The organism is Sorangium sp. So ce375 (assembly GCF_051473855.1).
Lineage (GTDB): Bacteria > Myxococcota_A > Polyangia > Polyangiales > Polyangiaceae > Sorangium.
In genome coordinates this window covers 5692062-5705684 of the sequence record NZ_CP150335.1, presented here as the reverse complement: position 1 = coordinate 5705684, position 13623 = coordinate 5692062, and the positions used below count along the sequence as shown (strand labels likewise).

Genomic DNA, 13623 nt, shown 5'->3' with positions numbered 1-13623 from the left:
GGTCATTGGGCGGGCACGAGAGCTCGTGGACGCGCCTACAGCGTCAGCTCCGCCCTCGCTGTCGAGTCCCCGAGATCGCGCGTCAGCCTGAAGCCGAGCTTCTGCGCCACGCGCTGCATCTCCACGTTCTCGGCCAGGATGTCGGCGCTGATGCGGGCGAGCCCCTCGTCGCGGCCTATCTGGACGAGGAGGCCCAGCAGCCGGGAGCCGAGCCCCTGTCTCTGGTGCTCGTCGCTGATCAGCAGAGCAAACTCCGCGTCGCGCGTGCCTGGCAGCTTGCTCAGCCGGCCGACGCCGATGATCTGCCGGCTTCCGGTGCCCGCGGGCGGCTTCTCGACAACGAGCGCCATCTCGCGATCGTAGTCCGCGAAGCACACGCGCGTCAGCCGCTCGTGCGCGGTGCGCAGGTCGAGCTGCATCGGGTAGAAATACCGCAGCCGCACGGTGCGCTCGGAGAGCTTCTGGTGAAACCCGACCATCAGCGGCTCGTCCTCGGGGCGGATGGGCCGGATCGTGAACGCCTGCCCATCCTTGCTCTTCAGCTCCGTCACATACTGCGTGGGATACTCGCGGATCGCCGACCTGGGGAGCGCCGACTCCGGCGTCTCCGGCGGGTGCAGCACGACGCGGGCGTCGAGGGCGATGGCCCCCTCCGCGCTGACGGCGAGCGGGTTGATGTCGATCTCGCTTATCCATCGCTGCTCGATCACGAGCTGCGAGAACCTCACGAGCAGGTGCCCGAGCGCCGTGAGGTCCACCGGCTTGCGGCCGCGCACGCCCTGGAGCGCGCGGAAGATCCTTGTCTGCTCCATCATGCGCCGGGCCAGCGTCGCGTTGAGCGGCGGCAGGCCGAGCGAGCGATCCTTGAAGATCTCGACGAGCTGCCCGCCGGCCCCGAACAAGAGCACCGGGCCGAACTGCGGATCGACCGAGCTGCCGAGGATGAGCTCGTAGGCGTCCTTCAGCGCGATCATCGGCTGGACGGTCACGCCCTGGAAGTGCTGCGCGCCGGCCCGCCGCGAGACGCTCTCCTGGATCTCCTCGAACGCACGGCGGACGGCCTCGTCGTCGTGCAGATCGAGCTTCACGCCGCCCACGTCGGTCTTGTGCGTGATCGTCGCGCTGTACAGCTTGAGGACGGCCGGATACCCCATCTGCCTGGCCGTGGCCACGGCCTCGTCCGCGCTCTTCGCGACGGCCGTCGGCACCGTCGGGATGCCGTACGCCGCCATCAGCTGCTTCGACTCGACTTCATCCAGGAGCGTCCGGCCCGACGCGCGGACGCCGGCGACGAGCGCCCTGGCCTCCTCGCGGTCGACGTTGAGCGCCCGCTCGTCCGTGCTCGGCGTCTCGTACAGGGCCCGGAGGGCGTACTCGTAGCGGTACATCGAGCAAAAGGCGCGAGCGGCGGCGTCGGGGTACTCGAACGTCGGGACCCCGGCGCGGTTCAAGATCGCTTTCCCCGCCTCCACCTCCACGCCGCCCATCCAGCTGGCGAGGACCGGCTTGCCGTCGACGTGCGCGTGCTTTCGCAGCGCCTCGGCGGTCTGGGTCGACTCGGTCATGTCCTGGGGCGTGAGGATGACGAGCACGCCGTCGTTGTTCGGGTCCTTCGCGCAGATCTCCAGGGCCTTCGCGTAGCGATCGGCGCCGGCGTCGCCGAGCACGTCGACCGGGTTGTTGCGGCTCCACGCGGCGGGGAGGAAGCCGCTCAGCTCGCCCAGGATCTCCGGCGAGAGCGGCGCCAACTCGCCCCCGTTCGCGACGAGCGCGTCGGTCGCCAGCACGCCCGGGCCGCCGGCGTTTGTGACGATGCACAGCCGCTTGCCGCGCGGGCGCGGCTGCTTGGCCAGCGTCTCGGCCATGGAGAACAGGTCCGCGATGTCGTTCACGCGCAGCACGCCCACGCGCCGGAACGCCGCGTCGAGCACCTCGTCCGAGCCGGTGAGCGAGCCGGTGTGCGAGGCGGCCGCCTTCGCCGCCGCCTCGCTGCGGCCGGGCTTGATCACGATGATCGGCTTTGTGAGCGCCACCTCGCGCGCGGCCGACAGGAACGCTCGCGCGTCGCGCGGGTCGCCGATCGACTCCATGTAGATGAGGATGCTGCTCGTCTTCGGGTCGTTGCCGAGGTGGTCGATGAGGTCGCCCCAGCCGACGTCGAGCATCGAGCCGACGCTGACGAACGCGCTGAAGCCGACCTGCTCCTTGAGGCTCCAGTCGAGCACCGCCGTGCAGAGCGCGCCGGACTGGCTGATGAACGCGACCTTGCCCGGCCGCGCCTGCCCCTTCGCGAACGTCGCGTTGAGCCCGCCGATCGGGTTCATGACGCCCAGGCAGTTCGGGCCGATGATGCGCATCTTCCCGCGGGCGCGATCCATGATCTGCCGCTCGAGCAGGGCGCCCGGCGGCCCCATCTCCTTGAACCCGGCCGAGATGATGATCGCGCCGGGGACGCCGGCGTCCACGCACTCGCCGATGAGGCCCGGCACGCTCGCGGCGGGCGTAACGAGGACCGCGAGATCCACCTTCGCCGGCACGGCCGCGATGCTCGGATAGGCCTTGATGCCGAGGACGCTCTGCCGCTTCGGGTTCACCGGAAAGACGGTGCCGCCGAACGGGTTGCTGATCAGGTTCCACAGGAGCGTCCGGCCGACGGCGCCGCTGTTCTCGGTCGCGCCGATGACGGCGACGTTCCGCGGCCTGAAGATCGGGTCGAGGCTCTGCGGCTCCTGGCGAAGGACGTCGTGGGCACGGTCGGTCATGGGCACGGAGTCAGGCATGAAGCTCCTCGAGGGGTGGTGCGGCGGACGCTACAGGGACCATTGCGCGGGAACGACGAGGGCCGTCGTGCCACGCGGCCGGGCCGTGTGCATGGGCTGTCTCCAGAATTAAAGCATAAGCACGTTCCGTGCCCTGAACGCAGATTGCCAGGCCGAGCCGCGCCCTGATACCCTGCGCCGGCGTGATGATCCGCTCTCGACTTCTTCTCTCCGGGCTCCTCGGTTTGTGTGCCATCGCCTGCGAGGGCGCTGGGACAGCGGACGACGCGAGCACCGAGGCATCCAGCGGCGCCTCGACCGCGGGCGCCTCGACCGCGGTCGCTTCGACCAGCGGCGGATCGACCGGCGGAGGGGCGACCAGCAGCGCGGCCTCGGGCAGCGCGGGAGCGGGCGGCTCCGGAATGGGCGGCTCCGGAATGGGCGGCGCCGGCGCGGCCGGAGGCGGCGAGGGCACGGGCGCGAGCCACGGTGACGGCGGCGCGGGTCCGGTCGACCTCCCTGCCGGCGTGAGCGCGCTGTTCCCTGCGCCGGGCGCCCGTGGGCTGTGCCCGGATCCGCCGCTCCGCATCTCGTTCCCCGGCGCGCCGACGCTGGGCAGCGCGGGCGTGATTCGCGTGTTCAACGCCGCCCAGCCCGGAGCGGCGGTCGCGACGATCGACATGTCCTCGATGACCGTGAGCGCCACGATAGGCGGCCGGACGTTCAACGTGCTTCGCCCGGTGTACGTGGACGGCAACGATGCCGTCGTGTCCTTGCCGTCGCGCGCGCTCGGCTACGGCAAGTCCTATTACGTCACGGTCGACCCCGGCGCCATCGTGCCCCCGGGGGGCGGCTCCTTCGCGATCGCGGACGCGACGACGTGGCGCTTCGATACGGCGGACGCGGGCCCGTCGAGCCTCTCGTCGCTCGAGGTGGCGCTCGACGGCTCCGGCGATTTCTGCTCGGTGCAAGGCGCGCTCGACGCGGTCCCCGCGAACAACCGGGACAGCGTGGTCATCACCGTCCAGCGCGGCGTCCACCATGGGGTCGTCTACTTCGAGGGCAAGAACAACGTCACGCTGCGCGGGGCCGACCGCAAAGGCACCGTCCTCTCGGGCACGAACAACAACAACATGAACGGGAGCACGCGGGGCCGCGCGCTCGTCGGCGCCGACAAGGTGAGCAACCTCGTCATCGAGAACCTCACCATCCACAACCTCACGCCGCAGGGCGGCTCCCAGGCGGAGGCGCTGCGCCTCCAGGACTGCGACAAGTGCGTCGTGCGCGACGCCGACATCCTGAGCCTCCAGGACACGCTGCTCTGGTCCGGGCGCATCTACGCGGACAACTGCACGATCGCCGGCAACGTGGACTTCGTGTGGGGCACCGGCGCGGCGTACTTCAACCGGTGCGAGATCAAGACGGTCGGTCGATCCGGCTACAACGTGCAGGCGCGAAACGGCGATTCCGGCTATGGCTACGTCTTCGTCGACTCGCGCATCACCAGCGACGCGGGCATCACGGGGAACACGCTGGCGAGGATCGACGTGAGCCAGTATCCGTCGAGCCACGTCGCGTACATCGACTGCACGCTCGGCAGCCACATCTCGCGGGCTGGGTGGACGATCACGGGCGGTTCTCCGCCGCGCACCCTCCGCTTCTGGGAGTACCGGAGCCGGGACACGGACGGGCGCCTCATCGACACCAGCGGGCGTGCCGCCGGATCGACGCAGATCTCCGCGGCGCAGGCGGCGATGATGCGCGATCCAGCGAACGTGCTCGGCGGCTGGGTCCCTCCGGGCTGAGCCGGCCGCGCGATACCCGGAGGCGGCGCTTTTGCGGGCGCTGACCTCCTAACCGCCACAAGGACGGCGGGGATCGGCCAGCTCGCGGGCGCCGGGCACGGCCAGCACCGACAGCGCCGCGAGCCCCGTGGCCAGCCCGCACACCGTCGATACCGGCGCCCGACCGAACCACGTTATCAGGTAGGGCAGGCCGGCGAGGCCCAGCGGCACCGTGCCGTAGGACACCAGGAAGTCCAGCGCCGACACGCGGCCGAGCATCTCCCTGGGCACCTCACGGTGGATCGCGGTGAACCATGGGATGTTGAACATCTCGATCCCGAGACCGCCGAGCAGGTAGGCCAGCACGATCACGCGCTGGTCGGCGACCAGCAGCGCGAGCGGCACGAGCCCGTACAGGCTCAGGCCTGCGAAGGCCAGCAGGCCGGGACGCCTCGGCGTCCAGCGGCTGAGCACGAGCGCGCCCGCGATGGCGCCGATCGCATAGGCGCCCAGCGCGACGCCGATCAACGTGTTCCCGCCGAAGCGCTCCCGGCTGACCAGCGGCAACACCAGCTGCTGCAGCGAGTACGACATCGAGAGCCAGATCGCCAGCGCGCCAAGCCCGGCCGCGAACCAGCGGTGCTTGCTGGCCTCGTACAGCCCGTCCCGGTACTCCTGCAGCAGGTTGCCGCGTCGCTCGCGCTCCCGCTCCCCGGCGGCCCCGTCCGCCGATCTCGATTTCAGCGTGACGGCCGAGGAGCCCAGCCAGAGCATCCCCGCGAGCGCCAGCGTGACCTCACCGCCCAGCGCGGGATAGATCAGCGTGGTGGCCAACGGCACTGCGGTCTGGCACGCGCGCAGGCTCAGCGTGGTGGCGGCGTTGGCAGCCTGCCGGTGCTGCTCGTCGACGACCTCGGCCGTGACGGCTTGGTAGGCGCTGCGGAACACGCCCTCGCCGACGCTGGCGAGCAGCACGCAGGCGCAGACCACCCAGATCGAGGCATCGAACGCGGGAATGGCGGCGAGCGTGGCCAGCCCGCGCAGCCCGCTGGATCCGGCCAGGGCCAGCCGTCGGGGGACGCGGTCGACGAGCACACCGCCAAGGAGCGCCCCTAGCAGGAAGCCGACCGTCCTCGCGCCGAGGACGAGGCCGAGCGTGGTGATCGCCCCCCTCGTGTCCAGCACGTACAGCGTCAACGCGGTCGGCAGAATGGCAGTGGCCGCCGAAGACGCGGTATAGCCGATCCAGATCGACCGGAAGGCGGGGTTGCGCAGGGCATCGAGCACGCGGTCCCTCCGGCGTGGCTCACGCCGCGATGCCGGGTCGATCGGGGGTGATGAACCGCTGTGCGCGCCACGATCGCAGAGCCCCCTGGAAGTCGCGGCTCGCGGCGACCAGGAACGAGGCCAGCTCGTAGAGCGCGACCGGCCTGCGGTTCATGAGCGAGAAGTTCGGCTCGGAGCTCGGGCAGGTGTTCACCTCGAAGATGCGCAGCTCGCCCGTCGCGAGATCCTCGACCACGTCCACGCCGGAGACGAGGGCGCCCACGGCGCGCGACGCGTCCTCGGCGATCTTGGCGACGGCCGGGACCAGCGGCGCCGGCCGCGGCCTGCCGCCAGCTACGGTGTTCGTGATCCAGCCGCCTTCCCTGGCGTACCGATAGATGGCGACCACGGCCTGGTAGTTCACGCAGAGCACCCGGATGTCCCGGCCGGGGTTGCGCACGAACGGCTGAACGTAGTAATGCTCGGCGGAGCCCTGGATCCGCCTCACGTGCGCGATCAGGTCGTCTCGGCTCTCGATTCGCTGCACGCCGTGGCCGCCGAATCCAACGATGGGCTTGAGGACCAGCGGATACCCCTGCTCCTCTGCCCACCGCTCCAGCGCGTCGCCGTCCCGACCGGACAGAACTGGCAGGTGGTTGACGCCGGCCGCGTGCAGCATGGCGGAGTTCAGGTACTTGTTCTGGCCGCAGAACAGCGTGCGGGCGCTGTTGATCACGGGCACACCGGCCCGCGCGAGCGACTCGAGCTGGCTCATCCCGCGGAGCAGGATGTCCTCGTACACCCAGCCGAGCACGAGGTCGGGTCGGATGGGCCGCCCATGGACGAAGAACCGCGTTCCGGCTGGGATGAACATCGTGGTCAGCTCGTCCGGATGCACGCGGATGATCTCCGCGCCGAGCCGGCGGACCTCGGGGAAGAGGTGGTTGTGGTCCTGTTGATCGTACTCGTTGCCGAGGATCAGTATCAGTGGTCTATCGTTCATCGTTTACCCCGCCAGGCGCTGCTGGACGGTCGCGCTCGGTGAGCCGAGCTTTTCCGCGAGTGAGAGATCGAAGTTCGCGCACTCCAGGGCAGGCCGCGTCGACAGCGGGCTGAGCCGCCCGGCGCGCCCCCGCAGGCCGGCGATCGAGGTGTCCAGGCTGAGAGCGCGCTCGGTCATCCACTGGTCGTCGAACGCGGTGGTCAGGTACCGCTCGCCACGGTCGGCGGCCAGGAAGGCGATGTGCTCACCGCGGCGGGCGCGCATGGCCAGCCGCAGGGCGACGGTCAGCGCGCCGCCGGTGGATACACCGGCCAGCAGCCCCTCCCTGCGCACCAGCGTGCGGCACCCGACGAACGCGTCCTCGTCGTCGATCTTGTAGACCTCGTCCACCGCGGCCAAGTCGCGCAGGTTGTCCGGCGTCCAGCTCAGTCCCACACCGGGCGTGAGGTAGGCGTGCGGCGAGCCACCGAAGACGGTCGAGCCGCGCACGTCGACGCCGACGATCTTGACGCGAGGCGCATGGCGCTTGAAGTACCGCGAGATGCCGCCCAGCTGGCCGCCGGTGCTGACGGTGCATACGACGGCGGAGAGCTGATCGCCCATCTGGGCGTGCAGCTCTCGGGCGGTGCATCTGAAGTGGGCCTCGCCGTTGAGCAGGTTGAAGCACTGGTCGGGCCGGAACGAGTTGGGGATCTTGCGGTGCAGCTCGTTGGCCAGCGCGATACGGGTCTTGTGGTAGGAGCCCGAGTCGTCCTTTTCATGCACCACGATGACCCTGGCGCCGAACGCCTCGAACAGCGCCCTGTTTGTCGGCGTGATCTTGGGGTCGACGATCGCGATGACGCGGTAATTGCGCGAGGCGCCGATCATCGCCAGAGCGATGCCAAAGTTGCCCGACGAGGACTCGATGATCGTCGCGCCCGGCCGCAGCTGTCCCTCGTGCTCGGCGCGACGGATGATGTTCCAGGCGGCGCGGTCCTTCAAGCTTCCTCCCGGGTTGGCCGACTCCAGCTTGACGACGAGCTTGCCCTCGCCCGGCTCGGTCAGGTTCCTCATGGCGACGACGGGCGTGTGGCCTACCGTTTTCAAGAGATGTGGAATGGTCCGTGAGTTCAACATGTCCTTTGTTCCATGCGATGAATCTATGCGGTTCGTCTCGTGCGCACGCGATGGGTAGGTCGCTCCGCGATGTGTTCGGTTCGTGGTGCTCATGGTTGCAGGTCGTATGCCCAAGACATCGAGGCGCGGCCGAGGGCGAGAACGACGTGGTTCCGGACCGAGCGGCCACACGGAGCCCGCGAATCAACCCGATCCGGTGCGCGCAAGCGCTTGCGCGACCGCGCAGGCGCTTGCCCAGCCGCGCAACAGGATCGGCGCGAGGCGATCGGGCGTGCGCGCGTATCGGAGCATCGGATCTGCGCCCTGCGACCTCTTTGCCCGAGGTCGAGGCTGCCGTGGGGCCGTACCGCGGACGCAGCGGCCGACCGCGCGACCGGCCCCCGCCGGCGCGCGCTCTCCGACGTCTTGGCTCCGCGCCCGGCTGATTGTACGATGCCGTCCGAGCGGAGCCGTGGCCGCGCCCCTCTGCCCGAGATGTCGAGCGCGCAACGCGCTCTCGCACGGCGGACACACCGCCCGAGGAGATCGCAACGATGAAGATGACCTTTCGCTGGTACGGCGAGAACGACCCCGTAAAGCTCGAGTACATCCGTCAGATTCCGGGCATCTACGGCATCGTCTCGGCCATTTACGATGTGCCGGTGGGCGAGGTGTGGCCGGTCGAGCGGCTGCAGGCGCTCAGGGCGCGCATCGAGGGCGTCGGCCTCCGGTTCGAGGTGGTGGAGAGCGTGCCGGTGCACGAGGACATCAAGCTCGGCAAGCCGACCCGCGAGCGGCTGATCGACAATTTCTGCCAGAACATCCGCAGCTGCGCGGCCGTCGGCGTGAAGGTGATCTGCTACAACTTCATGCCGGTCTTCGACTGGACACGCACCGAGATGGCCAAGGAGCTCGGCGACGGCTCGCTGACCCTGGCCTTCGACGCCGCGGCGGTGGCCGAGATCGACCCGGAGCAAGGCATCTCGCTGCCCGGCTGGGATGCGAGCTACAGGCCGGAGCAGCTCCGCGCCGTCCTCGATGAGTACAAGAACGTCGGCGAAGAGGCGCTGTGGGCGCACCTGGAGCACTTCCTCCGGCGCATCATCCCGGTCGCCGAGGAGGTCGGCGTCCGCATGGCCATGCACCCGGACGACCCGCCCCGGCCGATCTTCGGGCTGCCGCGCATCGTGAAGAACCGCGACGACCTGCTGCGCCTCGTGAAGACCGTCGACTCTCCGGCCAACGGCATCACGCTCTGCTCCGGCTCGCTGGGCGCCGACCTGTGCAACAACATCGTATCGCTGGTGCGCGAGTTCGGCGGCATGGGCCGCATTCCCTTCGGACACCTGCGCAACGTGGCGGTCCAGGAGGACGGCACCTTCTTCGAGTCTGCCCACCTGTCCTGTGAAGGCTCGCTCGACATGGCCGCCATCGTGAAGGCGTACCATGACGTCGGCTTCGACGGCTACGTGCGCCCGGACCACGGCCGCATGATCTGGGGCGAGACCGGCAAGCCTGGATATGGGCTGTATGACCGCGCGCTGGGCCTCGTGTATCTCAATGGTCTTTGGGAGGCCACGTGCAAGCTCTCGCCCGGGCCCGCCGCCAAGGCGCCCACTCCTGGATGAGCGGGTGAGCGGGGAGGGGAGCAGGACGCCGCGACATCAGCGGAACGCGCCCGGACGAATCCTCCGATTCCATTGGCATCTTCAGCGGGGAAAATTCATGGGGAGATGGTAGGATTTTGCTCCACGTCTCCCCGCCTCCCTGTGAATCTTCCCGAACAATTCGAGGGGATGCTTCAGGAGTGCCCCCTCAGCCGGCCTCCGGCGCTCCGTACCCGCCGCCCCCCGGCGTCTCGATCACGAACACATCGCCGCTCCCCATCTCGACCGACCCGATGTGCCCCAGCACCTCGACCGAGCCGTCCGCGCGCACCACGAGGTTGCGCCCCGGCGCGCCCGGCCGCCCGCCCGCCAGGCCGAACGCGGCCGTCGAGCGCCCGTTCGACAGGATCGAGGCCGTCATCGGCTCCAGGAAGCGCACGGCGCGCGTGCCGCCGTTCCCGCCCGGGAAGCGCCCGGCCCCGCCGGAGCCCTCGCGGATCTCGTAGCGATCCAGCCGCACCGGGAAGCGGTGCTCCAGCACCTCCGGATCCGTCAGGCGCGAGTTCGTCATGTGCGTCTGCACCACGCTCGTGCCCGCGAACCCGCGCTCGGTCCCCGCGCCGCCCGCGCCGCCCGCGCCCCTCCCGCCGATCTCGATGCCCGCCCCCGAGCCGCCCGAGATCGTCTCGTAGTACTGCACCCGCTCGTTGCCGAACGTGAAGTTGTTCATCGTCGGCTGGCTGCTCGCCAGCACGCCGAGGGCGCCGTACAGCGCGTTCGTGACGCAGGTCGACACCTCCACGTTGCCCGCCACCACCGCGGCCGGCGGGCGCGGGCTCAGCATCGAGCCCTCGGGGATGATGACCTCGATCGGCTTCAGGCAACCCGCGTTCAGCGGGATGTCGTCGTCCACGAGCGTGCGGAAGACGTAGAGCACCGCGGCCATCGTCACCGCGCGGGGCGCGTTGAAGTTGTTCTCCATCTGCGCGGACGTGCCGGTGAAGTCCACGACCGCCGCGCGGCGATCCCGGTCGATCCGGAGGGTCACCTCGATCGTCGCGCCGTTGTCGAGCGGCAGCGTGAAGCGCCCGTCGTGGAGGAGCGCCGGGTCGAGCCGCGCGATCGCGAGGCGCACGCTCTCCTCGGCGTTGTCCTGCACGTGCTTCATGTAGGCCTGCACCGTGGGGAGGCCGAACTGCGCCACCATCGCGGCGAGCTCCTGCGCGCCCTTCTCGTTCGCCGCGATCTGCGCGCGCAGATCGGCCAGGTTCTGCTGCGGATTGCGCGCCGGGTGAGGCCCCCCGCCGAGCAGCGCCAGGAGCTCCGCCTCGCGGAGCCGCCCGGCCTCGACAAGCTTCACGTTGTCGAAGAGGACGCCCTCCTCCTCGATCGTCCTGGAGAACGGCGGCATCGAGCCCGGCGTGATGCCGCCGATGTCGGCGTGATGGCCGCGCGACGCCACGTAGAACAGCGCGCGATCCGCCGCCTCGTCCCACACCGGCGTGACCACCGTCACGTCCGGCAGGTGCGTGCCGCCGCGGTAGGGATCGTTGAGCGCGTAGACGTCCCCCGGCTTCATCCCGGGGTTCCGCGCGATCACGGTCTTGATCGACTCGCCCATCGAGCCGAGGTGCACCGGCATGTGCGGCGCGTTCGCGATCAGGTTGCCCTCCGCGTCGAACAGCGCGCACGAGAAGTCGAGCCGCTCCTTGATGTTGACCGAGTGGGCGGTGTTCTGCAGGCGCAGGCCCATCTGCTCGGCGATGTTCATGAACAGGTTGTTGAACACCTCCAGCATCACGGGGTCGACCTCGGTGCCCACCGCGCGCCGCTCCGGGCGCGGCGCCACCCGGGTGAGCACCATGTGGCCGAGCGGCGTGATCTCGGCCCGCCAGCCGGGCTCGACCACGGTCGTCGCGTTGGCCTCGGCGACGATGGCCGGCCCGTCGATCACCGCGCCGCGCCCGAGCCGCTCGCGCCGGTACAGGGCCGCGTCGTGGTACGCCCCCTCGGCGTACATCCGCACCTGGGCATCGGCCTCGGGGTGGTGCGGGTGCGCCTCGGCGGGCCGCTCCTCGGCGGCCTCGCCCGGCCCGATCGCCTCCACCGAGACGCTCTCCAGCACGAGCGCCTTGTCCGGCATCAGGAACGCGAACCGCCTGCGGTAGGCCGCCTCGAAGGCGGCGCGGATCGCCTCCGCGCTGCCGTCGGGCACGACGAGGGCGGTGTCGGTGCCCTCGTACCGCACGTGGACGCGCCGCTCGAGCCGCACGCGCTCCGGCGTGAACCCTTGCCCCACGAGCTCGGCCTCCGCGTCGCGGCCGATGCGCGCGAGCGCCTCGCGCGCCGCGGAGAGCCCGGCATCGTCGAGGCGCCGCTCCACCGCCGCCTCGCGGATCGCGCTCTGGTCCGAGAGGCCCATGCCGTAGGCGGACAGGACCCCGGCGAGCGGGTGAACGAAGACGCGGCGCATGCCGAGCGCGTCGGCCACCGCGCACGCGTGCTGGCCGCCGGCGCCGCCGAAGCACTGGAGCGTGTACTGTGTGACGTCGTGGCCGCGCGCCACCGAGATCTTCTTCACCGCGTTGGCCATGTTCGCGACGGCGATTTGCAGGAAGCCCTCGCCCAGCTGCTCCGGCGTGATCGGGCGCCCGGTGTCGCGCTGCACGTCGGCCGCCATCGCCCGGAAGCGCTGCTCGACGACCTCGCGGTCGAGCGGCGCGTCGGCGCCCGGCCCGAACACGTGCGGGAAGAACTCCGGCTGGATCTTGCCGAGCATCACGTTCGCGTCGGTGACGGCCAGCCGCCCGCCGCGCCGGTAGCACGCCGGCCCCGGGTTCGCGCCGGCCGACTCCGGCCCCACGCGCAGCCGCGCGCCGTCGAAGCCGAGGAGCGAGCCGCCCCCCGCGGCCACGGTGTGGATGCTCATCATCGGCGCGCGCATCCGGACGCCGGCCACCTGCGTCTCGAAGGCGCGCTCGAGCTCGCCCGCGTAGTGCGACACGTCGGTCGACGTGCCGCCCATGTCGAAGCCGATCACCTTCTCGTGCCCGCCCGAGAGCGCGGTGCGCACCATGCCGACGATGCCGCCGGCCGGGCCGCTCAAGATCGCGTCCTTGCCCTGGAAGCGTCCGGCCAGCGTCAGCCCGCCGCTCGACTGCATGAAGTAGAGCGGCACCCCGGGCATCTGGCTGGCCACCTGCTCGACGTAGCGGCGCAGGATGGGGGACAGGTACGCGTCGACCACCGTGGTGTCGCCGCGCGAGACGAGCTTCATCAGCGGGCTCACCTCGTGCGACGCGGAGACCTGGGTGAAGCCCATCTCGCGCGCGATCTCGGCCGCCCGCCGCTCGTGCGCGGCGAACCTGTAGCCGTGCACGAAGACGATCGCGCAGGCGCGGATGCCGGCCTCGAACGCCTCCGAGAGCGGGCGCCGCAGCGCCTCGCCGTCGAGCGGCTCGATGACGTCGCCGCGCGCGCCGACGCGCTCGTGGGCCTCGATCACGCGCTCGTACAGCAGATCGTGCAGCGCGATGTGCCGATCGAACAGGCGAGGGCGGTTCTGGTACCCGATGCGGAGCGCGTCGCGGAAGCCGCGCGTGGTGACCAGCACCGTGCGGTCCCCCTTGCGCTCGAGCAGCGCGTTCGTGGCCACCGTGGTGCCCATCTTCACGCACTCGACCTCGGCGGGAGAGATGAGCTGACCGGGCGCCAGGCCGAGCAGGCGGCGGATCCCCTCGACCGCCGCGTCGGCGTACTGCTCGGGGTTCTCCGAGAGGAGCTTGGCGGTGGTGAGCGAGCCGTCCGGCCGGCGGGCCACGACGTCCGTGAACGTGCCTCCGCGGTCGATCCAGAACTGCCATTTGTGCGAGGTCGAGGTCATGGAACCCACTCCTTGCCGGACGCCTCCTCCGCCGCGCTCCGCGCCGCCATGCCCGCCGAAGGGCCGCAAGACTAAGTTTTCATTGAACAATCTTCAACTGTCCGGAGGGCGGACCCGCCCACGCCGCTGGAAGCTCGCAGTGTTCCGGGAATTGCTGTCCTGGACTTGAAATGGGTATTCGCCACGACCCCACGGCCGCGTGCGTCCGCCCGGGAACTGGCGT

At 70.3% G+C, this 13623-nt stretch carries 7 protein-coding genes; 2 read left to right on the top strand and 5 right to left on the bottom strand.

Going from position 1 to position 13623, the window contains the following annotated elements; all coding sequences use genetic code 11:
- Positions 1-35 precede the first annotated feature (35 nt).
- Positions 36-2780, bottom strand: a complete 2745-nt coding sequence (locus tag WME90_RS21145) for a bifunctional acetate--CoA ligase family protein/GNAT family N-acetyltransferase (protein ID WP_437282970.1) — start codon at positions 2778-2780, stop codon at positions 36-38.
- 185 nt (positions 2781-2965) lie between these two features.
- Here WME90_RS21145 and WME90_RS21140 point away from each other — a divergent pair, with 185 nt between their 5' ends.
- A complete protein-coding gene (locus tag WME90_RS21140) occupies positions 2966-4564 on the top strand; it encodes a pectinesterase family protein (RefSeq protein ID WP_437282969.1) in 1599 nt (532 codons plus the stop codon).
- 48 nt (positions 4565-4612) lie between these two features.
- Here the strand turns inward: WME90_RS21140 and WME90_RS21135 are convergent, their stop codons facing one another.
- From WME90_RS21135 to WME90_RS21125, 3 genes are read right to left on the bottom strand one after another with little or no spacing between them, the layout of a single operon-like run.
- The gene (locus tag WME90_RS21135) at positions 4613-5830 is read right to left on the bottom strand and encodes an MFS transporter (protein ID WP_437282968.1); all 1218 of its coding nucleotides are present in this window, start codon (positions 5828-5830) and stop codon (positions 4613-4615) included.
- Between the two features lie 19 nt (positions 5831-5849).
- Positions 5850-6812, bottom strand: a complete 963-nt coding sequence (locus tag WME90_RS21130; RefSeq protein ID WP_437282967.1) for an ATP-grasp domain-containing protein — start codon at positions 6810-6812, stop codon at positions 5850-5852.
- Between the two features lie 3 nt (positions 6813-6815).
- Entirely contained in the window at positions 6816-8024 is a 1209-nt protein-coding gene (locus tag WME90_RS21125; protein ID WP_437282966.1) for a cysteine synthase family protein, read from the bottom strand.
- Positions 8025-8464: 440 nt separating this feature from the next.
- On the opposite strand from WME90_RS21125, the gene uxuA reads away from it, so the two are divergent.
- Positions 8465-9538 carry a mannonate dehydratase gene (gene uxuA, locus WME90_RS21120; RefSeq protein WP_437282965.1) on the top strand — a complete coding sequence of 358 codons (1074 nt, stop codon included), beginning with the start codon at positions 8465-8467 and terminating at the stop codon, positions 9536-9538.
- A 187-nt stretch (positions 9539-9725) separates the two neighbouring features.
- Here the strand turns inward: uxuA and WME90_RS21115 are convergent, their stop codons facing one another.
- The gene (locus tag WME90_RS21115; RefSeq protein WP_437282964.1) at positions 9726-13400 is read right to left on the bottom strand and encodes a hydantoinase B/oxoprolinase family protein; all 3675 of its coding nucleotides are present in this window, start codon (positions 13398-13400) and stop codon (positions 9726-9728) included.
- Positions 13401-13623 lie beyond the last annotated feature (223 nt).